Source organism: Chlorobaculum thiosulfatiphilum (assembly GCF_006265165.1).
GTDB lineage: Bacteria > Bacteroidota > Chlorobiia > Chlorobiales > Chlorobiaceae > Chlorobaculum > Chlorobaculum thiosulfatiphilum.
Genome location: NZ_VDCH01000001.1, coordinates 60901 through 84319, shown reverse-complemented (window position 1 = coordinate 84319; position 23419 = coordinate 60901). Strand labels below are relative to the sequence as shown.

Below are 23419 nucleotides of genomic sequence, written 5' to 3'. Positions count from 1 at the left end.
CCCATGATCAATATTGCCGTACTCGGCACCGCCTCGGACGCGGGCAAGAGCATCGTGGCCACCGCGCTCTGCCGCATCTTCCGCAACGCGGGCGTCGATGTGGCTCCGTACAAGGCGCAGAACATGTCGAACAACTCCGGCGTCACGCCCGACGGCTTCGAGATGGGGCGGGCGCAGATCGTGCAGGCCCAGGCCGCACGGGTCGCGCCCCACGCCGACATGAATCCGGTGCTGCTCAAGCCCAACACCGACACGGGGGCGCAGGTCGTGCTGCAAGGGCGCGTCTGCACGGACAGGACGGCCCGCGAATATTTTGGCGACACGCGGCGCTGGGCGGAGGCGGCCTTCGAGAGCCTCGACAGGCTCATGGCGCGGCACGAGATGATCGTGCTCGAAGGGGCCGGATCGTGCGCCGAGATGAATCTGTATGAGCGCGATTTTGTCAACTTTCGCAGCGCCCGACGGGCCGGGGCGGCGGTGATTCTCGTTGCCGACATCGATCGTGGCGGCGTCTTTGCGCAGGTGGCGGGTACGCTCGCGGTGATTCCGCCCGAAGACCGGGCGCTGGTCAAAGGGGTGATCGTGAACCGTTTCCGGGGCGACAAATCACTGTTCGAGGATGGCGTAAAAATGCTCGAATCGATGACCGGCGTACCGGTGCTTGGCGTGATTCCGTATTTCCGGGGCTTCACCATCGACGCCGAGGACGCCGTGCCGCTCTCCTCGGTGGTCGATCCGAAGCGCGATCCGTCCGCTGAAAAAATCGGCATTGCGGCGATCTACTTCCCGCACATCTCCAACTTCACCGACCTCTCGCCGCTGGAAGCGGACGCGGCAGTCGAGCTGCACTACCTGCACCATCCGAGGCCGCTTGACGCTTACAAGGCGCTGGTGCTGCCGGGGTCGAAAAACGTGCGCGGCGACTTCGAATGGCTCGAACGGATGGGGTGGCGCAAAGAGATCGAGGCGTTCCGGGCGCAGGGCGGCGTGATCGTCGGCCTCTGCGGCGGCTACCAGATGCTCGGCGAGAGCATCGCCGATCCGCACGGCGTCGAGGGCGTTCCGGGCGCGAGCGCGGCGCTCGGCATGTTGCCGGTCGAAACGGTGCTCGAACGCGAAAAGGCGCTCTCTAACAGCGTCGGAAAACTCGCCGGAACGTCATGCGCCGTCAGCGGTTACGAGATTCACATGGGCCGCACGACGCTCGCCGGGGGTGCGTCGCCGCTCATCGAGGTGAAGGAGCGCAACGGCGTCCGCTCTGAAGATTTCGACGGCGTACGCAGCGCGGATGGGCGGGTGATGGGAACCTACTTCCACGGCTTTTTCGACGAACCCGGCGTTCGGAGCTGGTTCCTGCGTTTGCTCGACAGCGAGTATGAGCAATCTGCCGCCTTCACCGCCGATCCGTTCGAGCTGCTTGCCGCGCACTTCGCGGCCAATCTCGATCTCGACGCGCTTTTCGAGATTGCCGGTATTTCCGTCACGAAGGGGAGCGCGTCGTGAGCGGCGACCATCTTCTTGCACATTGCCACGGCGACCGCACGGGTGAGCTGGTGGGCGGCGGCGCTGTGCTCGATTTCAGCGTCAATCTCGCGCCCATTGCTCCGCCGCTGGAGTCGCTCTTGTCTCCGTCAATTCAGCTTGCCGCCTATCCCTCGATGGACGGGCGCGGCGTCCGCGATTTTTACGTCGCCCGTTTCGGTCTCGATCCCGAGTGCGTACTCGCCACGAACGGGGCCATCGAGGGCGTCTATCTCCTGCCGAGAGCGCTTGGCCTGAAGCGCGTGCTCGTGCCGCAGCCATCGTTTTTCGATTACGGACGCGCCTGCCGACTCGCCGGTGCGGAGGTCGTCCCGCTTTCACTGAGCGAGCGGGAGAGCTTCGCCTTTCCCGGCATCGACGAGCTCGCCGAAGCTCTCGCCGGATGCGACGCGATGATCGCCGGAAGCCCGAACAACCCGACCGGTACGCTGATTCCCAAGGAGTTGCTGCTTGCGCTCGCTTGCCGCTTTCCGGAGAAGCAGTTCATCGTCGATGAGGCGTTCATCCAGTTCACGGAGGCGTTTCCGTCGAACTCGCTGATGACAGAAATCCGCGCGTTCCGGAACATCGTGGTGATCCATTCGCTCACCAAGTTTTACGCCATTGCCGGATTGCGGCTTGGCGCAATCGTGGCGCATCCGGCGATGATCGAGCGGCTCTACGGCCACAAGGAGCCGTGGACGGTCAACACCGTCGCGGAGCACACCGCCGGGCTTCTGCTGCAATGCGGCGAGTACGAAGAGGAGGTGCGTTCCATCGTCCGCGAGGGACGCCGCCAGATTGCCGACGGACTGGCCGGTAACTCCGCGATTACGTTGCATGGCGGAGCGGCGAACTTTTTTTTCGCCTCCGTTGCCGACGGCCACATGCTCGACGCGCTGCTCGGATTTTTCGCCGAGCGCGGGATTCTCGTCCGGGACTGCCGGAATTTCGAGGGAATTGCGCCGGTGTCTTTTCGTTTCTGCATTCGCACGTCCGACGAGAACCGCCACCTCGTGTCGGCGTTGAACGACTTTGCCGAAGCGTCCTGGATCGCGAAAGCCGCCGTCGAGGAGGCGGTGTCGTGACCTTGTTGCTCATGCCAGCGGCGTTCCTGCTCGATCTCCTCCTCGGCGATCCGCAGTGGTTTCCGCATCCGGTGCGGCTGGTCGGCAAGCTTGCGACCGGCGCGGAGGCGTTGTTCCGTGCGATGCGCTTTCTGCCGCTTCGACTGGCGGGCATTTTGACGGCGGCGACGGTGATCGCCTCGACTGTCGCCGTCGTGCAGTCGCTTGTCTGGCAGGCGTCGCGGCTGCATCCGCTCGCGGGCGTCGCGGTGTCTATACTCTTGCTCTATTTCGCGATTGCGCCGCGTGACCTCGCCGATCACGCCGCTGCCGTGCGCGATGCGTTGCTCGCGGGCGATCTCGAACTTGCCCGCCGGAGGGTGGCGATGATGGTCGGGCGCGACACGGCGTTGCTCGACGAGGAGGGGGTGGCGCGGGCCGCCGTGGAGAGCGTGGCAGAAAATACGTCTGATGGCGTGATAGCGCCGCTTTTTTACGGCATACTCTACGGCCCGGCGGGGGCGTGGCTCTACAAGGCTTCGAACACGCTCGACTCGATGTTCGGCTACCGCAACGAGCGTTACCGCGAATTTGGCTGGGCCTCGGCGCGGTTCGACGATCTGATGAACTGGCTTCCGGCGAGGCTGACGGTTTTGGCGGTTGCGGGCGCGGCGTTTATTTTACGGCTCGATCCGGCGGCGATGTTCCGCTCGGTCACGGAAGGCGCTCGTCGGCACGAGAGTCCGAATGCGGGCTATCCCGAATCGGCCTTCGCCGGAGCGCTCGGCGTGACGCTCGGAGGAGAGCGGAGCTACGGCGGCGTCACCAAAACCGTGCCGACGCTCGGCATCCGCGAGGGCGCGATGGAGGCCGCCACGATCAGCCGCGCCATGCGTCTGATGTACGCCACGACGACGCTTTTTCTCGCGGCGGGGGTCATCATCCTTATCTTTATACATTACATCACGATAAGCACGATATTATGAAACAGCAGAAAAGGGTTCTCCTCTTTACCGGCAACGGCAAAGGCAAAAGCACGGCGGCGTTCGGAATGCTCGCCCGCGCCCTCGGCCACGGCATGAAGACTCGGGTCATCCAGTTCGTCAAGGCGCAGGAGGGGGTTGGCGAGGTGCTCTTCTTCACGCGCTTCGAGGAGGTCGAGTGGGATCACTACGGCAAGGGGTTCCTGCCGACCAGTCCCGACAGCCCGATGATGGAGAAGCACAAACAGGCGGCGGAGTACGGCTTCGAGGAGGCGCTCGACGCGCTGGCTTCGGACGAGTACGATTTCGTGCTGCTCGACGAGGTGTGCTTCGCCCTGTCCAAAAATATCATTCCGCTCCAGCCGCTCCTCGAGGCGCTTGTCGATGCCAGCGACAAGATCATCGTGCTCACCGGGCGCAACGCGCCGCATGCGCTCATCGATCTGGCCGACACTGTGACCGAGATGCGCATGGTCAAGCATGGCTACGAGCAGGGCTTGCTCTCGCAGGCCGGAGTGGAGGAGTGAGTCTGGCGAAGGGAGGCTCCACATCCAAATGCGGCGACGGCTGCCGACCCGCTCCGTTCAACGGTTCGCCGAAGAACCGTCGCCGGGCGCTCCTGCTCGCCGCCGCCGTGCCGGTGCTCTTCGCGGTGTCGGCGATGCTCGGCCCGTCGGGCGTCGGCCTGCCCGACACGGCGAGCGTTTCGGGCCGCGCCATTCTCGACCTGCGGCTTGGGCGCTTCTTCATGGGAATGCTCGTCGGCGCGGCCCTCTCGACCTCCGGCACGGTGTTCCAGGCTATCCTGCGCAATCCGCTCGCCGAACCCTACGTGCTTGGCGTGAGCGGCGGCGCGGGACTCGGCGCGGCGTTGAGCATTCTCATCGGCGGCGCGTTCATCGGCGCGATTGGCCTGCCGCTGACGGCGTTCGCCTTCGCCTTGCTGACGCTGCTGCTGGTTTACGCCATCGCCAATCAGGGGGGCGTGCCGTCGGTTTACAGCCTGATCCTCAGCGGCGTGATCGTCAGCGCCATCTGTTCGAGCGTCATCATGTTCCTCGTTTCGACCGCCGACATCGAGGGGATGCACACCGTGGTCTGGTGGATGCTCGGCAACCTTCAGCCAGCTTCCTGGGCGGAGCAGTTCGTGTCGCTCGCCTTCATTCTGGCGGCGATTGTTGGCCTGTGGCTCTTCGCTCCGGCGCTGAACGTGCTGACGCTCGGACGCGAAATGGCGCACTACCAGGGCCTCGACGCCGGGGTTGTCACTATTTCGAGCCTGCTGCTCTCGACGCTGCTCGCGGCTACGGCGGTCTCGATGGGCGGCATGATCGGCTTTGTCGGCCTGATCGTGCCGCACGTCATGCGCTCGATTTTTGGCCCCGACCACCGCTGGCTGATTCCCGCCTCGGCCATCGGCGGCGGCGCGTTTCTCGTGCTCTGCGACGCGCTTGCCCGAACGCTCATGGCCCCGGTCGAAATTCCGGTCGGCGTCGTCACGGCGCTGGCGGGCGGCCCCTTTTTCCTCATCGTGCTCCGCAAAAAAATGAAGTATGCCTGGATCGACTGACCGCCTGAAACCGGCCCTCGCCTTCCGGGGCGTCACCGCCGGATACAAGGGGCGCACGGTGCTGCGCGAGGTCGGCTTCGAGATCGCCGAGGGGGAGTTCGTCTCGGTGATCGGCCCGAACGGCTCCGGCAAGAGCACCATGCTCAAGACGGCGACGGGCCTCTTGAAGCCGCTCGAAGGGCGGGTGGAGTTGTTCGGGCGCGAGGTTTCGTCGCTGAAACCGCGCGAGCGGGCCTCGCTCATCGGCGTGGTGCCGCAGAAGCTCGAATCGCCGATGGCCTTCACGGTTGCCGAGATCGTCATGATCGGGCGCAGCGTGCGCGGGCGCTGGGGCGGGCCGGACGCCGCCGATCACGACAGCGCCGAGCGGGCGATGATCTACACCAACGTGCTCGACCTGAAGGATCGCCTCTTCAACCAGCTCAGCGCGGGCGAGCAGCAGCGCACGGCGCTCGCGATGGCGCTCGCTCAGGAGCCGCGCATCATCATGCTCGACGAGTCGATTGCGCACCTCGACATCAACCACAGCCAAGAGGTGCTGCGCATCCTGATGAACATCAACCGCGAAGAGAAGATCACGGTGCTGCTCGTGAGCCACGACCTCAACCTCGCCGCGCAGATCGCCGACCGCCTGATGCTCATCGACAAGGGGCGGCTCGTGCGCAACGGCTCGCCGGGCGAGGTGATGGAGGAGGAGCTGCTGCGGCGCGTCTATGACTGCGATCTGCGCGTACGGCGCGATCCTTTCAGCGGCAATCCGGTGGTGAGCGGCGTGCTCGACGCGGCCCTGCGCCGACCGCCTGCGCGGAAGCGGCTGCACGTCATCAGCGGCGGCGGATCGGGCATCGAGCTGTTCCGGCGGCTGCTCATCGAGGGGTTCGACCTGACCGCCGGGGTGCTCAACCGGCTCGACTCCGATTCGGAGGCGGCTCGCGCCCTCGACATTCCCGCCGTGCTCGAACAGCCCTTTTCGCCGGTCGGCGGCGAGGCGCTCTCGCAGGCGCGTCGCATGGTCGAAGCGGCGGACGGCCTCGTCGCCGGACTCGTGCCCTTCGGCCCCGGCAACCTCGTCAACCTCGATCTTGCCGAACTGGCGCTGAAAGCGGGCAAGCCGGTGTGGCTGGCGGCGGGCATCGCCTCGCGCGACTACACCCCCGGCAAAGCGGCGGCGGCAAAGGCTCGCGAACTCTGCGACGGCGGGGCCGTGGAGTGGTCGAACATTCATGAACTCATGGCCCGGATCGAACAGACCTGGCCGCAACCAGAGACGCAGCATTGATATGAACCGTTATCCTTTCAGGCTCGGCACCTCCTCCTACATCATCCCGGACGACATTCTGCCCAACGTGCGCTACCTCGCGGGCAAGGTCGAAGACATCGAGCTGGTGCTCTTCGAGTCCGACGAGTTCAGCAACCTGCCCTCGCCGGAGGTAATCCGGGAGCTGGTCGCGCTGGCCGGAGAGCACGGCCTCACCTACTCGGTGCACCTGCCGCTCGACGTCTATCTCGGCAGCCCCGACCGGCAGGAGCGCGAGCGCTCGGTCGGCAAGTGCCGCAGGATCATCGAGCTTACCGAGGCGCTGCCGAAATCGGTCTTCGTGATGCACTTCGAGGCGGGCAAAGGCGTGGACATCAACGCATTTTCCGACGAGGAGCGGCAGCTCTTCGTGGAGAGCCTCGGTGACTCGGCGCGGATGCTGCTCGACGGCTGCGGTCATCCGCCGGAGATGTTCTGCGCCGAGAACCTGAACTACCCCTTCGAGATCGTCTGGCCGGTGGTCGAAAAGTTCGGCTTTTCGGTGACGCTCGACGTGGGCCATCTCGAATACTACGGCTTCCCGACCGCCGAGTATCTTCAGCGCTACCTCTCGCGCACGAAAGTACTGCACATGCACGGCACAACCGAGGGGCGCGACCACAACTCGCTCGCCTACATGCGCCCCGAAGCGCTCGACATGGTGGTCGAAGCATTGCGAAAAGCGGAAGGGGAGCCGAAGGTGTTCACGCTGGAGATATTCTCGGAGGCCGACTTTCTGTCGTCGTGCGAGGCGCTGGAGCGGTTTCGGGGATGACAGGATTCGTTATGATTTTGGAGATTATAATTCTTGTCCAATTGCCCCGGACTTTAGTCCGGGGTAAAGGGATAACACCCAATAAATATGGGCTTTAGCCCAATCTCTTTCTGGGGGGAAGGGGAAGAGCAGGGGCGGCGAAATCTGTTCCCCGGCTTGAAAGCCGGGGCAATTTGAATGTAAGAGTTTTGAATGTCAGAAGGGTTAAAACCCTTCTGAATGTAAGATCGATTATCAATTTGTATTACCATGCCTGAAGTAATCTATGTAACCGGCGGAGCGCGGAGCGGCAAGAGCAGTTACGCGCTTCGGCTTGCGGAACCTTACGATCAGCGGGTCTTTCTCGCTACCGCCGAGGCGTTCGATGGCGAGATGCAGCGGCGCATCGACAAGCATCGCGAGGAGCGCGAGGGGCAGTTCGTGACCGTCGAGGAGCCGGTGTTCATCGATCGGGCTTTGCGGAATCTTCCCGAAGGATCGGGAGTGGTGCTGCTCGATTGCCTGACCGTGTGGCTGGGCAACCTGATGCACCATCTCGGCACCGAAGCGGCGATCTCCGAACGGATCGCCGCCCTGCTTGCCGTGCTCGAAACGCCGCCCTGCGACATCATTCTCGTCTCAAACGAAGTCGGCATGGGCATCGTGCCGGAAAACGCGATGGCCCGCGAGTTCCGCGACCTGGCCGGAACGCTCAACCGCAAAGTCGCCGAACGCGCCACGCAGGCGTATTTGCTGTGCAGCGGCTTGCCGCTTGTCCTTAAAAAATAGCGTTGATCCGTTCGTCGCCACTGTCATTCTGAACGAAGTGAAGAATCAAGAGTTTTTTGTAACGCTTTATGATTGAGTCACTTATCCTGCAATATGAAAAGAACTGGATTCTTCACTTCGCGTTGCTCAGTTCAGAATGACAGGCGAGAGGGCTTGGATCATCAATTATAAATGCACTCGGTACAGCATCCAACTATCCATATTTTTCGTCACCGAATTTAACATCAGTACCATCCATGACCGACCGATTCCAGCAGCTTCTTGCCTCCGTCAAGCCTGTCGATATGTCCCTCACGGGTGCAGTTCAGGCGCATCTTGACGATCTGACCAAACCGCAGGGGAGCCTTGGGCGGCTCGAAGAGATCGCCATGAAATATTGCATCGCGACCGGCACCGTCAAGCCGTCGCTGTCGAAAAAGAAAGTCTTCTGCTTTGCGGGCGATCATGGCGTGGCTGCCGAGGGTGTGTCGGCCTATCCCGCCGAGGTGACGCCGCAGATGGTCTATAACATGCTCGGTGGCGGCGCGGCCATCGACGTCTTGTCGCGCCATGCCGGGGCCGATCTCGAAGTGGTCGATATGGGGGTGAATCACGATTTCGCGGAGCATCCAATGCTGCGCCGCTGCAAGGTGAAGCACGGCTCGGCGAACATGGCGCACGGCCCGGCGATGAGCCTCGACGAGACCTTGCATGCGATCATGGCGGGCGCGGAGCTTGCCATCGAGGCGCGCGCGCAGGGGTACGATCTCCTCGCTACCGGCGAAATGGGCATCGCCAACACCACGCCTGCCACGGCGCTCTATGCCACCTTGCTCGATCTGCCGGTCGAGTCGATCACCGGGCGCGGCACGGGTATCGACGACGAGCGGCTGCGCCACAAAATTGCGGTGATCGAGCGGTCAATCGAGGTCAATCGCGTCCGGCTCGCCACCCCGCTCGAAGTGCTCGCCGCGCTTGGCGGCTTTGAGATCGCGGGCATCTGCGGCCTGATTCTCGGCGCGGCGTCGGTCGGAGTGCCGGTGGTGGTGGATGGCTTCATCTCGAGTTCGGCGGCTGTTTGCGCCATCAAGCTCTCGTGCAAGGTGAGCGACTACCTTTTCTTCAGCCACCTCTCCAACGAGCAGGGGCACCGCGCGGTGATGCAAAAGCTCGGCGCAAGGCCGATCCTCGACCTCGACCTGCGGCTCGGCGAAGGCACCGGCGCGGCGATGGCGATGCAGGTGATCGAAGCGTCGGTGAAAATCTGCAACGAAATGGCTACCTTCAGTTCGGCGGGAGTTTCCGGCAAACACGACTGAACAACATGGACTCTTTTCTCGACATACAGCGCCAGCGGGCCGACAGCGACAGCAAGTTCATCGATTGCAACGGCTTCCGGGTGCACTACAAACTCTACGGCAGCGGCAGGCCGCCCTTCATCGTGCTCTTGCATGGCAGCTTCCTGAGCATCCGCTCGTGGCGCGACGTGGCGGTTCCGTTGTCCGAAAACGCGACCGTTCTCTTGTTCGACCGCCCGGCCTTCGGCCTCACCTCGCGCCCCGTGCCGTCCCGATCCAACGAAGCGCGCTACAGCCCCGAAGCGCAGTGTGACCTCGTTGTGGCGCTGATGGGCAAGCTCGGCATGGATCGCGCCGTGCTCGTCGGCAACTCCACCGGCGGTACGCTGGCGCTCCTGACGGCGTTGCGCCATCCACGGCGCGTACAGGGCCTCGTGCTCGTCGGCGCGATGATCTACAGCGGCTACGCCAACAGCGAGGTTCCGGCGGTTATGAAGCCCTTCATGAGGGCGATGACGCCGGTTTTTTCGCGGCTCATGAAGGCGATTATCACCAAGCTCTACGACAAGAACATCCGGGGATTCTGGCATGTCAAGTCGCGCCTGTCCGGCGAGACGCTTGCCGCGTTCAGGAGCGACCTGATGGTGGGGGACTGGTCGCGGGGATTCTGGGAGCTGTTCCTCGAAACGCATCGCCTCCATTTCGACAAGCGCGTGTCATCGGTCTCGACGCCCTCGCTCGTCGTGACGGGCGAGCACGACCTCACCGTCAAGACGGAGGAGAGTTTCCGTTTGGCGAAAGAGCTGCCGAAGTCGGAGCTGCTCGTGATTCCCGATTGCGCCCACCTGCCGCAGGAGGAGAAGCCGCGCGAGTTCGTCGAAGGCGTCCGGGCTTTCGTCGGGAGGCTCGCCTGATGGCGGGCGGCCTCGTGACGGCGCTTCGTACGCTGACGGCGCTGCCGGTGCCGGGCCGGGATGCCGAGCGTTTCAGCGACTCGCTCTACTGGTTTCCGCTCGTCGGCCTCGTCATCGGTACGCTCGAAGTGCTGCTCGCTCGCGTCGGCGTGTTTGCCGGATGGTTCGAGATGGCCGCGCTCCTCGCGCTTGGCGGCGGCATCGTGCTGACGCGGGGGATTCACGCCGATGGCCTCGCCGATCTCGCCGACGGCTTTTTCGGCGGGCGCAACCGCGAGGCGGCGCTACGGATCATGAAAGATCCCAACGTCGGCTCGTTCGGCTCGCTGGCGCTGATCCTCGTGATGCTTTTCAAATTTGTCTGCCTGCTCGAACTCGTGCGGTACGGCGCGTTCGGCACGATGATCGCCGGCGTGATGCTCGCCCGCATGGGGCAGGTGGTGCTCGCCGCGCGGTTGCCGTACGCGCGAGCCGAGGGCGGCACGGCGACCGCCTTCGTCGAAGGCGCGGGGTGGCCGCATTTCGTTGTCGCCGTCGCTTCGGTATTCGTCTTTCTTCTCTATCCGGTCGGCTTCGGCTGGCCGCGAGCGCTCTTCCTCATGGCGAGCGCCGCTGCGTCAACGCTCGCCCTCGGCCTGTTGAGCCGCCGCAAGATCGGCGGCGTCACTGGCGACGTGCTCGGCGCATGCAGCGAGCTGACCGAAACGTTCGTCTGGTTCGCCGCCGTGATGTCGTTGCGGTTTCCGTTCCTGAGCCTGATGTGATTTCGATTTCGGAACTCTCCTCTCCGGCGGGCGTTGCTTCTCAGTCGTCAGATGGTTATTATTGGGGCGCACAAAATTAAGATACCCACAATCCGTAATAAGATATTTTTATGAGCAGCGATTTGATCGTGACGTTTGGCGGTGGCAAGAAGGTCAATGCCGATTTCAGGGGATTCACCATCAAGACCGACCAGTCGGTGATGGCTGGCGGCGAAGGTTCCGCGCCTGAACCCTTCACTCTTTTCCTCGCATCCATAGGCACTTGCGCGGGCATTTACGTCCTCTCTTTCTGCCAGAGCCGCGATATTCCGACCGACGGCATCCGGGTTGTGCAGAGCCACGAGCCGAAACCCGACGGGCGAGGCATCGGTAAAATCACCATCACCATCGAGCTGCCGCCGAGCTTCCCGGAAAAGTACAAGGATGCGGTCATCAACGCAGCCAATCTCTGCGCTGTCAAGAAGCACCTCATGGAGCCTCCGGCCTTCGAGGTGAAAACCGAAACCGTCGAGGCCTGATCGTTCTGACGTTTATCGATTTTTTCCCGCTGGAACCTGCTTCCGGTTTTCCCGCCGGGAGCGGGTTCTCGCCTCAAACGACACCGCCGTTATGAAAAATCCTCGCGTCGGCAGACCGCTTCACAGCCGTTCTGTCGAAGAGCTTCCAGGCGTTACCTGCTTTTTGCCCGAAGGCGTTCCGCCCTCCCGGCTCCGGAACGTCGTGCTCTCGGTCGATGAGGTCGAGGCGTTGCGCCTGGCCGATCTCGACGGGCTGTACCACGCCGATGCCGCCGAAAAAATGAAGGTCTCGCGGCAGACCTTTGGCCGCATCATCAAGTCGGCCCGCAAAAAGGTGGCCGACGCTTTGGTTGGCGGCAAGACCATCTGCATCGAGGGGGGTAAAATCGAGGGGAGCTGCTTGCCCGGCGAGTCGGAGGAGCCTGCCGTCTGCATCTGCCTGCACTGCGGCTACGAACAGCCGCACGTGCCCGGCGTACCCTGCCGGACGGCGAACTGCCCGCACTGCGGCAAAATGCTGATTCGCAAGGGGAGGCACAGCCGTGTCGATTGAACGGATATTGGAATTTACGGTGCTGCCGACGCCGCGCATCCACTTTGGCGCGGGAACCCTCTCGAAGCTCCCCGCCATCGCCGCCGCGTATGGGCGGAAGATGCTGCTCGTCACGGGGCGCCAGACGTTGCGGCGTTCGCCGGTTGCGTCGGGAATGCTCGATGAACTCAGCCGCGCCGGCATGGAGGTCGCCTGCCTCGAGGTCGATCGCGAGCCGTCGCCGGAGCTGATCGACGAGGCGGCGGCGCTGGGTCGCGAAACGCCGTTCGAGGTCGTCGTGGCCATCGGCGGCGGCAGCGCCGTGGATGCCGGAAAGGCGATTTCGGCGATGCTGCTTCAGCGCGATCCGGTCGAGCGCTTCATCGAGGGACAGCCCGGCTTCACGCCGCACGACGGTCGCAAGATTCCGTTTATCGCCGTGCCGACCACCTCCGGCACGGGCACCGAGGCGACGAGCAACGCCGTCATCAGCCGCGTCGGGCCGGGCGGCTACAAGCGCTCGCTGCGCCACGCGGCCTTCGTGCCGAACGAGGCGATCATCGATCCCGAACTCATGACGAGCGCGCCGCCGGAGCTGACCGCCTCGTCGGGCATGGACGCCTTCACCCAGCTTCTCGAAGCTTACCTCTCGCCCTTCGCCAGCCCGTTTACCGACGCTATTTCATGCAGCGGCCTCGTGCGCTTCAGCCGCTCGTTCGAGCTGGCCTGCGGCAGTGGCGCGGGCGACGTGGCCGTCCGGGCCGACATGGCCTACGCGGCGCTCATGTCGGGCATCGCGCTCTCCAACGCGGGCCTCGGCATCGTGCACGGCTTCGCCTCGTCGGTCGGCGGGCTGTTCGACATTCCGCACGGCACCCTCTGCGCGACGCTGCTGGCCGAGGCGACGCGGGAGAACATCCGCCAGCTCCTCGCCTCTGAGGGCGGCGAGTCGGGCTTGCGCAAGTTCGCCAACGCCAGCCGCATTCTCACCGGTGCTTCGACCGGCAACGTCGCGAATGATTGCGGCCGCCTCGTCGAGCTGCTCGAAGAGTGGCAAGCCCGCTACGCCTTCCCCCGCCTCGGCGAGTTCGGCGTCAGCGAGAGCGATTTCGACGCCATCATCCCCGCCACAAGAAGCAAAACCAACGCCGTTCCGCTCGACGAAGCCGCGATGCGGCGGATTTTGGTAGCGCGGGTGTGAATGTGAAGAATAGGTCGGATAGGTCTTATAGGTCGGATAGGAGGGAAGAGTTGAAGACGATTCTTCAATTCATAATTCAGCATTCATAATTCATCATTCGCCAGTTTCTCCCCTTGTCGTCCACCAGTCGTCGCCGTAGTTGTAGTACATCTCCTCGCCTTCGGCGATGTTGCGCAGGGCGTAGATGACCAGTTCCGCGCCGGTGGGGCCGTCTTCGCGGTAATAGGCGACGTTGGGTGTCGAGGAGTGGTTGAACATCATGCCGTAGCCCATCGCAATGAGTCGGCGGTCTTCGGCGCTGCCGTAAAAGACGTAGTTGAGCAGTTCGCCGCCAATGTCCTTGTCGGTCACTTCGAGCGCCGGGCAGCGTTCGACGATGTCGCCCTTCTTGATCGCCTTGAGCGCGAAAGCGCCGCGTCCGGCAACTTTTGACGAGTCGATAAGAACCGCGCCACGGCTGACTTTTGGCGTTTTTTTGCGCATGAAAACGGTGGCGAGAGTTCCGGCGGCGACACCGGCGGCGAAGATGATGGTCGCGGCAAAAAAGAGAGCTGGTGTCATGTGATTCCGGCTGGCGATGGAAAAGCGGAAAATACGAATCTCACGGCTGAATCCATCGGGCGGATGCCGGAGTGTTCTGGAATGTTTTCTCCGGCAGCGTGGTTCGAGTCGGAGAGGTTTTTCTTAACCATGTCTGAAGGTTTGTGCCGATGATCGATCAAGCGCGTCAATCCGTTCTCTCGGTCGATGGGGTGTCGAAAAGCTACCTCATGGGCGAGGTGACGGTCAAGGCTCTGCACGACATTTCGCTCGACTTCGGCGCGGGCCAGCTCGTGGTGCTGCTCGGCGCGTCGGGCAGCGGAAAATCGACGCTGCTGAACATCGTCGGCGGCCTCGATGTGCCCGATTCAGGCACGGTATCGTTCAAGGGGCTGAACATCAACGCCAAAGGTGAGGCGGGCCTGACCGACTACCGCCGCCGCTCGATCGGCTTCGTGTTCCAGTTCTACAATCTTATTTCCAGCCTCTCGGCGCTGGAGAACGTGCAGCTCGTCACGGAGCTGGTTGACAATCCGATGTCGCCCGCCGAGGCGCTCGAATTGGTCGGTCTTGGCGACCGGATGAACCATTTCCCCTCCCAGCTCTCCGGCGGCGAGCAGCAGCGCGTCGCCATCGCCCGCGCGGTCGCCAAGCGCCCGGAGTTGCTGCTTTGCGACGAACCGACCGGCGCGCTCGACTACAGCACGGGCAAGCTTGTGCTCGAAGTGATCGAAAAAGTCAACCGCGAACTCGGCACCACGACGCTCGTCATCACGCACAACGTCTCGATCTCCGGCATGGCCGACCGCGTCATTACGTTGCGCAGCGGCGAAGTGGTCGAGGATCGGCGGAATGAAAAGAAGATTTCGCCTTCGGAGCTGTCGTGGTGAGGGGGAGAAGAAGATTTGGAGTGGATGGTTATAATCCATAAATTCAATTTTATATGATTGTTTTCTTGGCTGGGGATAAAATGTTTGCAAGCATCTTATGCGGAAACTATATAATCAAAGTTATGCTATCAAATAATTCAAATTAGGAAGTTATAATGCCAATTGATCCAGAAGTGGGCTTTACTGCGGATGTGATCCGAGACCCAAGCCGGTTTGTGGGGAGAACTGAACTCATTCGAGATTGTATTTTGGCTATTAATGCTCCGACCGGATTGATATCAGTATATGGGAAAAGGGGGGTTGGAAAGTCATCGTTACTTCGTCAAATACAACAGATGGCGTTGGGGGAATATGCTTTAGCAAAACGGGCTGGTCTTTCCCATTCGATACCAACTACTCCACGCACCTATTTAACCGCTTATTATTCATGTGATTCACTAATTACAGATGGAAAAGATCTTCTTTCTCGTTTATGCAACGACCAAAGTTCAGAAGATAGTTTACTCAGACTTGTTCCTGACGAAGGAAAGGAGATCGTTGAGTTTACCCGTACAAAGGGAGTGTCCGCCGGGGCAGATTTGAAAGTTGTCAATTGGGGAGTGAAAGGAGTTGAAAGTACAAAATATGCAAAAGTTGTCCCAGGGGATATCGTTCAAACATTTAGGAACTTCGTTGATGCGATAGTTACGCATCAAGTTAAAAAACGCATGAAACGTGATGGATTGTTAATTCTGCTTGATGAATTCGATGTCATTGCAAATAAGGATGGTATTGGATCTCTTATAAAGTCACTTACAACACCGGAAGTAAAGTTTGCAATTTGTGGTATCGGCAGAGATTTAACAGAGTTGGTAAGTGATCATGCTTCGATAGAGAGGCTAATCGAGCAAGGCTTGCTGCCTGTAAAGCCCATGCCAATTCCTGAGTCTGAAGAAATCATTTTACGTGCAGAAAAACTATTTAACGATGCGGTCAAATTCGAAGCGGGTATAAGCGCACAAATCGCTGAGCTTGGGCAGGGTTACCCGTATTTCGTCCAGTTAATAGGCAAACAGTGTATCAATGAGCTAAATGTGCGCAACACGAAAGTTGTTGATCAATCTGTTTTTGATAAAGTAATTATGGACTTGAAATCTGGTAAGGCATTTCCAACCTTAGAAGCAGCTTATCAACGAGCAATCGGAAATTCAAGGGATCGACAGTTGTTGCTGCATTTTTTAGCGGACCAACCGACCGAGCAGTCTCAATTTTCCGATGAGGTAGGTCGGATCGTTCTTAAAGCCGCGCGGCAAGACGCTGAGGACTTGAACGTCCAGTATGTAGACCAGCTTATGCCAAGATTAGTAGATAAAAAATATGGGCCGGTTTTAGAAAGAATTACTGAGCGGCAGGGAACCTACGAGTTTGTAAACCCTGTGTTACGGCAGTACATCAAGCTCCGTGAGTTTTAGCTGAAGAATACATAACAATGCTGTCAACAAGTACGCATTATACGTTTGCGTGGTTTACTATAAATATGTCTTTTACGGCCAACGTAGAAAAAGGTGAATTGAATCCACCATGAAGCCAGACCATAAACTCTGCCAGCTTGGCAAGAAAGAGATCGAGGAAAACCTTGCCGCTATTGCTGAGGCAGTTTCAAAGCCAAAGTACATTTGCCAGAAGTGCGCGAGGGTGTCGAAAAAGAAAAAGCATCTCTGCAAGCCGAAGAAGTTGCCTGTGCGCTAACCGGAGTCGAGACCTGTTCTTTCCATCCAATACCGCCTTACGGATATTTTCTGAAAATCATCCCGGTCGGCCAGCTTTTTTCTTCGCATGTGGCGCTCGGTCACCTCCAAAATTACCCCCATCCCGCACAAAAAAAAGCCCTCCCGGTACGGTTGCGGTGAGGGCTTTGGATGTCCTGGTTCCAATTCGCATTCATCTGGAAATAGGATATATCTTTTTAGTTGAATCGATATATAGTTTTGTACTAAATGTGTTGCTCTGCATACGGTTTAAGCAACGCTTGTCGTTTTTTTTTACTGACTTACCGGAAAAAGTTGCTACCTTGACTTAGCCTTTTTTATGGTAGGGCCGTTCCTTCTCAAATACTGTTCTTTGTCAGTTCAGCATACTTATGCTGTCGGCAGTCTTTCTGTAAATACAAGTAACACAGAGAAAAAAAAGCAGCAATGAAACAACCAATCAAAGCTAAATGGTACGTCAGGGCCGGATCGGTTCTGGCGGGACTCGGGGTCTTGCTTCCAGCGTCACAAGCGTATGCGAGCGAGGCCGATCTGGTATTGCCGGATTTAAGCTCGGTATCCTTTTTAGGGGGAATACCGGGGCACACGTTGTTGATGTATGGTCTTGTGGTATGCCTTTTTGGCATGATTTTCGGCTTGATTCAGTACAAAGCGATTCAAAATCTTCCGGTGCACAGCGCCATGAAGGAGATCAGCGAGCTGATCTACGAGACCTGTAAAACCTACCTCATCACCCAGGGCAAATTCATTCTCGTCCTCTGGGCGCTTGTCGGTGCCATTATCGTCTATTACTTCAGCGTTCTCAGCGGACTTGAAACAACCAAGGTAGCCTTCATTCTTGCATGCAGCCTGCTTGGTATCGGCGGCAGCTACATCGTCGCCTGGTTCGGCATGAGGATCAACACCTTCGCCAACTCCAGAACCGCATTCGCCAGCCTTGGCGGCAAACCTTTTCCGACCTACGCTATCCCGCTTCGTGCCGGTATGAGCATCGGTATGTTGCTCATCAGCATCGAGCTGTTCGTGATGCTCTGCATCCTTCTTCTTGTTCCGGTTGACTATGCCGGGCCATGCTTCATCGGCTTCGCCATCGGTGAATCCCTTGGCGCTTCGGTGCTTCGTATCGCTGGTGGTATCTTCACCAAGATCGCCGACATCGGTTCCGACCTCATGAAGATCGTCTTCAAGATCAAGGAAGACGACGCCCGCAACCCCGGCGTCATCGCCGACTGTGCTGGTGACAACGCTGGCGACTCGGTTGGCCCGACGGCTGATGGCTTCGAGACCTACGGCGTGACCGGTGTGGCGCTGATCTCCTTTATCCTGCTGGCCATCAAGGATCCAACCATTCAGGTTATGCTGCTTGTCTGGATATTTGCCATGCGTCTTGTGATGATTCTGGCCAGCGCCGTTTCGTACTGGGCCAACGACTTTATCGCCAAAGCCAGGTACAGCAAAGCCGCCGAGATGAACTTCGAAAAACCGCTGATCACCCTCGTCTGGCTTACTTCGATCGTCTCGATCGTCCTGACCTATATCGCATCTTACCTGCTTATCGCCAATCTGGGCGACGGCACCATGTGGTGGAAACTCGCCTCGATCATCACCTGCGGCACGATTGCCGGAGCATTGATTCCCGAACTGGTCAACCGCTTCACCTCGACCGAATGCGCCCATGTGCGTAACGTCGTGCAGTGCTCCAAAGAGGGCGGCGCGCCGCTGAACATTCTGGCCGGTCTGGTTGCTGGTAACTTCAGCGCCTACTGGATGGGTCTTGCGATTATTGCTCTCATGGGAGCGGCTTACGGATTCAGCCTGATGGGCTTTGATGTGATGATGCTCGCGCCTTCGGTCTTCGCTTTCGGTCTCGTGGCTTTCGGCTTCCTCAGCATGGGCCCGGTCACCATCGCCGTTGACTCTTACGGCCCGGTGACGGACAATGCGCAGTCGGTCTATGAGCTTTCGCTGATCGAGGACATTCCGAACATCAGCCAGAACATCCAGAGCGAGTTCGGCTTCCGGCCCGATTTTGTCAATGCCAAGCGTTATCTCGAAGCCAACGACGGCGCAGGCAACACCTTCAAGGCGACCGCCAAACCGGTGCTGATCGGTACCGCCGTGGTCGGCTCGACCACCATGATCTTCTCGATCATTATGATTCTCACCGGTGGTTTGACCGATACTGCGGCCATCGCCAAGCTCTCCATTCTTTCACCTCCGTTCCTGCTCGGCCTCCTGATGGGCGGCGCGGTGATCTACTGGTTCACCGGCGCGTCGATGAACGCCGTGACCACCGGCGCCTACTATGCCGTCGAGTTCATCAAGAAGAACATCAAACTTGATGGTGTGACCAAAGCATCGACCGAGGACAGCAAGAAGGTTGTGGAAATCTGCACCAAGTTTGCGCAGAAAGGCATGATCAACCTTTTCCTGACCATTTTCTTCAGTACGCTCGCTTTTGCCTGCCTCGATTCGTTCTTCTTTATTGGCTACCTGATCTCCATCGCGATCTTCGGTCTCTATCAGGCCATCTACATGGCTAACGCCGGCGGCGCATGGGACAACGCCAAGAAGGTGGTCGAAACCGAGTTGAACGCCAAGGGCACTCCGCTTCATGACGCTTCGATTGTCGGCGACACCGTTGGCGATCCCTTCAAGGATACCTCCTCGGTCGCCCTCAACCCGATCATCAAGTTCACCACGCTGTTCGGTCTGCTTGCCATCGAAATGGCCATCAAGCTGGATCACCAGCTCGCCATCGGTCTGGCGGTTGTTTTCTTTCTGCTCTCGCTCGTCTTCGTACACCGCTCCTTCTTCTCCATGAGAATCGCCGTGGACAAGGACTGAGCTTCGTTTCACAGCATCACCCCCGCCGGTAACGGCAGGGCGTCACCGGAGCCGCAGCAATGCGGCTTCGGGTGTTTTTGTGGGCCTGGCAAACCCTGAGAGCGCCGTCCTTGAAAGCATTCGGAATGGAATCTGATTCAGGCGTGACCGAATCGAAATCGGGGAAGAAGCATCTCCGTTATGGAGCAGCACTGATTTTCAGCAATAGCGGCAGGTGGTCGGAGTAGCCGCCTTTGAATTTGCCTCGTTTGTAGGTGGAGTAGAGTCCTTTTCCGTGCCGGTCGAACATTTCGAGAATGGAGAAGACCCGGAAAGCCCGGTTGTCGATCGAAAGTCCTCTGCCATCGAGCAGAGCGGCTGAAACCAGCATATGGTCGATCCGCTCCCAATGATTCTTGTAAAAGTAACTTCCGGGCGAGGCGGTGCTGTTCCAGCAGTTGTAAAGCAGTCGCCCACTGGAGCGCTGAACCGCTTTTCTGTCGAGCGATGAACCGAGCGTTTCCCAGACCGAGCGGTCTGCGGGATGGTCGTTGAAATCGCCCATGACAATGATCTCCGCCCGCGGGTCGCGGGTTCTGAGGCTGTCGGCGATGCGTCGGGCGACCCTTGCGGCGGCGATGCGGTTCGGCTCGCTCCACCGGGCGTCGAACGACCGGGACGGCCAGTGGTTCAGCACAACGGTAAATTGATGGCCGGAAGCCCTGAACCCGGCGGCGATGACGTACCGGGTGCCGCGTCCATCTTCGAGCCTGACCGTGTAGGGCTTCGAGCCGGTGAACTTCACTGTTGCGGGGTTCCACGCGAGGCCGATGTCGATGCCGCGTGGGTCGGGACTTTCGCGGTAGTCGATGGCGTAACCGGCGCCGTCGAGAGAGGCCAGCGTTCCGGCGAACACCTGCCGGTTCTCGGTTTCGGCCAGCGCCACGATGTCGGGATATTTCCCGTACTCGCGATCCGCCTTGATCGCCCGGAATACGCGCGCGATGCGCAACCGTTTCAGGAGCAGCTTTTTTTCCGTCCACTGCCGCTTGCCCGCTGGAGTGAACTCTCCATCGTCCACCATCGGATCGTCATGCGTGTCGAACAGGTTTTCTGCATTCCACCACATGGCGACAATCTGCTGAGGATGCTCTTTGCAAATGCCGTTATGTGATGGAGCGATCAGACAGATCAGAAGCAGTAATACGGGCGTGATTTTTCGGGAAGGGTTTGCCATTATCCCGGAGTGAAGGCTTGTGAATTACAGGTAAGATTTATTATTGTCACAATATAAAGCTTATCCGTCTTTCAGTGGGCGGGCTTGTCGAACTCAAAATCAACATCATTCATGAAACGATCAGTTTTTTGTACTATTGCCGTACTTGTATTTGCCGTTCCCGCGCCAGGATTTTGCCAGAATTTTCAGAAGGCCGATGCGTCCCCCGCAATTTCAGCCCGAATGAATGTTGATGCCAACAGCGGAGATTCCGCCCGGCAATACGTCATTGCGATGCAATATTACTACGGGCGCGATGTGGATCGCGACTATGCCGAGGCGTTGAAATGGTTTAGGCTTGCCGCCGAGAAAGGTCATGTTGACGCCACGTACGCCATAGGATTCATGTACCAGAAGGGACAGGGAGTTGCGCAGGACTATGCCGAGGCGATGCGCTGGTATCGGCTTGCCGCCGAAAAAGGCAACGACAACGCCCAGAACCAGATTGGTTACATGTATCATCATGGCTGGGGAGTGCAAACCGACTATGCCGAGGCGATGAAGTGGTACCGGTTGGCGGCCGCGAAAGGCAATTATGCCGCCGAAGACAATATCGGGGTTCTCTACGAACACGGTCAGGGGGTCGAGCAGGACTATGCCGAGGCGATGAGGTGGTACCGCATATCGGCGGCCAAAGGCAACGGGGAGGCCGAGCTGAACATCGGTAATTTTTACCAGCATGGTCTCGGCGTTGAACGCGATCTCAACAAGGCGATGAAGTGGTTGCAGTCGGCCGCCTCCAAAGGCAACGCAGAGGCCGCGCAGAAGATCCGCGCGATACACGGAGGTTCCGGGCAGGTTGCGCAACATGAGTAAACGGAGCGTTGTTGTTTCGTCTAAATCCGAATTGAAATCGACTCCGGCTCCTGTCCCTCGTCGATCCCGTATGCTCGCAAGATCGTCCGCAAGCGCTACGCAGTCTTGCCGGGCGAAGTTTTTTCTTTAGGTTTCACCGTTCGATACGTAACTTGATCGGGAATTTTCAATCACCTTGAGCCGGGCCTCCGGCGGTCTTCAGGAGTATGAGCAAAAAGTTCGATGTTAAGGCGCAGGCGAGGGACATCCTCGAAGAGAATCTCGACATGGAGGCTGTCATCTATCTTGGCAGGATTTCCGAGGAGATGGAGCTGATTTTCAGCAGCAATCCCACTCCCTCTTTTGCCGACGTCCAGCGCATCGTGACCGACTATTTCGCCACCGATGGCCGTCCGACGGCGTTCATCGAGGACTGGCTCCGTACGGCCGACGAGCATACCCGCTCGCGCGGCCTCGACGAGACGGAGCGCCCGAAGGCGATTCTTTCCGATCTCGGCGTGTTCCGCTTCATGTGGTTCCTCAAAGAGCGCGGGCTGACCGAAGAGCAGATCAATATCGTCCTGACCGGCGCGGTGCAGCAGGCAACCGGCCAGGCGGGGGAGTAAACTTTTACCGGTATCGGGGCGTATGAACCGGTACTTATCCATACAAAACCAATACAGAAGTAATTCTACATCGATGAACAAGATTACACTGCTTCACGAGGGCAAGGCCAAGAAGGTCTGGCAGACCGAGGACCCCGACCTCATCATACAAGAGTTCAAGGACGACGCGACCGCCTTCAACAACAAGAAGAAAGGCTCCATCGCCGACAAGGGCGTCACCAACAACGCCATCGCCAGCCGCCTCTTTACCATGCTCGGCGAGAACGGCATTCCGACCCACTTCGTCAGCAAGCTCAACGACCGCGACATGCTGTGCAAAAAGCTCGACATCGTCCTGATCGAGGTGGTCACGCGCAACGTCGCCGCCGGTTCGCTGGTCAGGCGCTACGGATTTGCCGAAGGAACCGTTCTGCCGAAACCGATTGTCGAACTCTACCTGAAGAACGACGATCTCGACGATCCGCTCATGAACGAGGATCACGCCGTCGCGCTTGGTCTCGGCACCTACGAAGAGGTGGCCCAGCTCAAGGAGATGGCCGAAAAGATCAACGCTTTACTCGTGCCGTGGTTTGCCGAGAGGCATCTGAGGCTCGTCGATTTCAAGCTCGAATTCGGTCGTCACAAGGGCGAAATTCTGCTCGGCGACGAAATCAGCCCCGACACCTGCCGCTTCTGGGATGCCGAGTCTGGCGAGAAGCTCGACAAGGATCGCTTCCGTCTCGATCTCGGCGGCGTCGAGGACGCCTACTCCGAGGTCAAGCGGCGCGTACTGGAACAGTAAACCATCGATGCCGGAAATCTCTTCAATGCTTGACGCCGTTGTCGCTTACCTGCAACAGGCCGACCCTTCGTCGGTCTATGCGGTGCTGTTCCTGTCGGCCTATTTCGAGAACGTCATTCCCCCGATTCCGGGGGATGTTCCCATTGCGCTTGTCGGATACCTGCTCGTCTTCAACCACATCACCTTTGTTTCGGCCCTGTTCTGGTCAACGACAGGTTCGGTGGCCGGATTCATGACGGTGTTTCTGCTCAGCCGTTTTCTCGGGCTGAAGCTCTACGCCGCGGGCCAGAGCGAGGCGCGCCACAAGTTCGCCCAAAGCGTTCACAAGCTGTTTCCGCCTTCCGAAATGGAGGTCGTGCGCCAGAAGTTTTCGGGCCACGGCTATCTGGCCGTCGTGGTGAACCGCTTCCTTTTCGGGTCGCGGGCGGTTATCTGCATCGTGGCCGGAATGTTGCACCTGAAAGTTTCGCTGGTGCTCTTGGCCTCTCTGGTCAGCTCGCTTCTCTGGAACATTCTCTTGCTCTCCGGCGGCTATCTGCTTGGCAGCAACTGGGACAAGATCGGCCAGTACGCCGTTTTTTACAGCATTCCGTTTACAGCGCTGTTCGCGGGCCTTATGGTTTGGGCCGTCGTGAAGTATCTCAAAAAAAGAAAACAGGGTAACGCCGGGGCTTGACTTGGTAAATTAGGCCTCCGCGTGTAACTTTGAGCTTTTCCGCCGAAGGGCGATTGCCTGCGCGGCGGATTCCG

24 protein-coding genes are annotated in these 23419 nt (G+C 59.4%); 22 read left to right on the top strand and 2 right to left on the bottom strand.

All coding sequences use genetic code 11. From position 1 onward, the window contains the following. Positions 1-3 precede the first annotated feature (3 nt). The 14 genes from FGF66_RS00390 to FGF66_RS00325 all read left to right on the top strand — a co-directional run bounded on the left by FGF66_RS00390 (position 4) and on the right by FGF66_RS00325 (position 13187). Positions 4-1503 (top strand): cobyric acid synthase, encoded by a 1500-nt coding sequence (locus tag FGF66_RS00390; protein ID WP_139455735.1) that lies wholly within the window; start codon positions 4-6, stop codon positions 1501-1503. Then, positions 1500-2609, top strand: coding sequence for a threonine-phosphate decarboxylase CobD (gene cobD, locus FGF66_RS00385; protein WP_139455734.1), 1110 nt, complete (start codon positions 1500-1502; stop codon positions 2607-2609). The genes FGF66_RS00390 and cobD overlap by 4 nt, the downstream gene beginning before the upstream one ends. After that, the gene (gene cbiB / locus FGF66_RS00380) at positions 2606-3574 is read left to right on the top strand and encodes an adenosylcobinamide-phosphate synthase CbiB (protein WP_139455733.1); all 969 of its coding nucleotides are present in this window, start codon (positions 2606-2608) and stop codon (positions 3572-3574) included. The genes cobD and cbiB overlap by 4 nt, the downstream gene beginning before the upstream one ends. Beyond that, positions 3571-4098 carry a cob(I)yrinic acid a,c-diamide adenosyltransferase gene (locus tag FGF66_RS00375; RefSeq protein ID WP_139455732.1) on the top strand — a complete coding sequence of 176 codons (528 nt, stop codon included), beginning with the start codon at positions 3571-3573 and terminating at the stop codon, positions 4096-4098. Before cbiB ends, FGF66_RS00375 begins: the two co-directional genes overlap by 4 nt. Continuing rightward, positions 4095-5141 (top strand): FecCD family ABC transporter permease, encoded by a 1047-nt coding sequence (locus FGF66_RS00370; protein ID WP_139455731.1) that lies wholly within the window; start codon positions 4095-4097, stop codon positions 5139-5141. Before FGF66_RS00375 ends, FGF66_RS00370 begins: the two co-directional genes overlap by 4 nt. Next, positions 5125-6420 (top strand): ABC transporter ATP-binding protein, encoded by a 1296-nt coding sequence (locus FGF66_RS00365; protein WP_139455730.1) that lies wholly within the window; start codon positions 5125-5127, stop codon positions 6418-6420. The genes FGF66_RS00370 and FGF66_RS00365 overlap by 17 nt, the downstream gene beginning before the upstream one ends. A 1-nt stretch (position 6421) precedes the next feature. Further along, entirely contained in the window at positions 6422-7213 is a 792-nt protein-coding gene (gene cbiR / locus FGF66_RS00360; RefSeq protein WP_139455729.1) for a cobamide remodeling phosphodiesterase CbiR, read from the top strand. Between the two features lie 249 nt (positions 7214-7462). After that, a complete protein-coding gene (gene cobU / locus FGF66_RS00355; RefSeq protein WP_139455728.1) occupies positions 7463-7981 on the top strand; it encodes a bifunctional adenosylcobinamide kinase/adenosylcobinamide-phosphate guanylyltransferase in 519 nt (172 codons plus the stop codon). A 236-nt stretch (positions 7982-8217) separates the two neighbouring features. Next, entirely contained in the window at positions 8218-9279 is a 1062-nt protein-coding gene (gene cobT / locus FGF66_RS00350; protein WP_139455727.1) for a nicotinate-nucleotide--dimethylbenzimidazole phosphoribosyltransferase, read from the top strand. A gap of 5 nt (positions 9280-9284) precedes the next feature. Continuing rightward, positions 9285-10172: an alpha/beta fold hydrolase gene (locus FGF66_RS00345; protein ID WP_139455726.1), complete on the top strand. Its 888-nt coding sequence runs from the start codon at positions 9285-9287 to the stop codon at positions 10170-10172. Further along, positions 10172-10936 carry an adenosylcobinamide-GDP ribazoletransferase gene (cobS, locus tag FGF66_RS00340; RefSeq protein ID WP_139455725.1) on the top strand — a complete coding sequence of 255 codons (765 nt, stop codon included), beginning with the start codon at positions 10172-10174 and terminating at the stop codon, positions 10934-10936. The genes FGF66_RS00345 and cobS overlap by 1 nt, the downstream gene beginning before the upstream one ends. A 110-nt stretch (positions 10937-11046) precedes the next feature. After that, positions 11047-11454: an OsmC family protein gene (locus tag FGF66_RS00335; protein WP_139455724.1), complete on the top strand. Its 408-nt coding sequence runs from the start codon at positions 11047-11049 to the stop codon at positions 11452-11454. Between the two features lie 91 nt (positions 11455-11545). After that, positions 11546-12007: a DUF134 domain-containing protein gene (locus FGF66_RS00330; protein WP_139455723.1), complete on the top strand. Its 462-nt coding sequence runs from the start codon at positions 11546-11548 to the stop codon at positions 12005-12007. Then, complete coding sequence (locus FGF66_RS00325) at positions 11997-13187, top strand: iron-containing alcohol dehydrogenase (protein WP_170181116.1); 1191 nt, start codon at positions 11997-11999, stop codon at positions 13185-13187. Before FGF66_RS00330 ends, FGF66_RS00325 begins: the two co-directional genes overlap by 11 nt. Before the next feature lie 93 nt (positions 13188-13280). On the opposite strand, the gene FGF66_RS00320 is transcribed toward FGF66_RS00325, so the two are convergent. Next, complete coding sequence (locus FGF66_RS00320) at positions 13281-13748, bottom strand: SET domain-containing protein (RefSeq protein ID WP_139455722.1); 468 nt, start codon at positions 13746-13748, stop codon at positions 13281-13283. 149 nt (positions 13749-13897) lie between these two features. Here FGF66_RS00320 and FGF66_RS00315 point away from each other — a divergent pair, with 149 nt between their 5' ends. The 4 genes from FGF66_RS00315 (at position 13898) to FGF66_RS00305 (ending at position 19212) form a co-directional block, all read left to right on the top strand. Beyond that, on the top strand, positions 13898-14617 hold the full coding sequence (locus FGF66_RS00315; protein ID WP_170181144.1) for an ABC transporter ATP-binding protein: 720 nt from the start codon (positions 13898-13900) through the stop codon (positions 14615-14617). A 155-nt stretch (positions 14618-14772) separates the two neighbouring features. Further along, positions 14773-16068, top strand: coding sequence for an AAA family ATPase (locus FGF66_RS00310; protein WP_139455720.1), 1296 nt, complete (start codon positions 14773-14775; stop codon positions 16066-16068). A 109-nt stretch (positions 16069-16177) separates the two neighbouring features. Continuing rightward, complete coding sequence (locus FGF66_RS12470) at positions 16178-16345, top strand: hypothetical protein (RefSeq protein WP_170181115.1); 168 nt, start codon at positions 16178-16180, stop codon at positions 16343-16345. Positions 16346-16791: 446 nt separating this feature from the next. After that, complete coding sequence (locus tag FGF66_RS00305) at positions 16792-19212, top strand: sodium-translocating pyrophosphatase (RefSeq protein ID WP_139455719.1); 2421 nt, start codon at positions 16792-16794, stop codon at positions 19210-19212. 178 nt (positions 19213-19390) lie between these two features. On the opposite strand, the gene FGF66_RS00300 is transcribed toward FGF66_RS00305, so the two are convergent. Next, positions 19391-20320, bottom strand: a complete 930-nt coding sequence (locus FGF66_RS00300; RefSeq protein ID WP_246046431.1) for an endonuclease/exonuclease/phosphatase family protein — start codon at positions 20318-20320, stop codon at positions 19391-19393. Positions 20321-20650: 330 nt separating this feature from the next. Here FGF66_RS00300 and FGF66_RS00295 point away from each other — a divergent pair, with 330 nt between their 5' ends. The 4 genes from FGF66_RS00295 (at position 20651) to FGF66_RS00280 (ending at position 23345) form a co-directional block, all read left to right on the top strand. Further along, positions 20651-21283: a tetratricopeptide repeat protein gene (locus FGF66_RS00295; protein ID WP_246046430.1), complete on the top strand. Its 633-nt coding sequence runs from the start codon at positions 20651-20653 to the stop codon at positions 21281-21283. 206 nt (positions 21284-21489) lie between these two features. Continuing rightward, positions 21490-21888, top strand: a complete 399-nt coding sequence (locus FGF66_RS00290; protein WP_139455716.1) for a RidA family protein — start codon at positions 21490-21492, stop codon at positions 21886-21888. Positions 21889-21961: 73 nt separating this feature from the next. Continuing rightward, the gene (gene purC / locus FGF66_RS00285; RefSeq protein ID WP_139455715.1) at positions 21962-22669 is read left to right on the top strand and encodes a phosphoribosylaminoimidazolesuccinocarboxamide synthase; all 708 of its coding nucleotides are present in this window, start codon (positions 21962-21964) and stop codon (positions 22667-22669) included. A gap of 25 nt (positions 22670-22694) precedes the next feature. Then, a complete protein-coding gene (locus FGF66_RS00280; protein ID WP_246046429.1) occupies positions 22695-23345 on the top strand; it encodes a DedA family protein in 651 nt (216 codons plus the stop codon). The last annotated feature ends 74 nt before the right edge of the window (positions 23346-23419 follow it).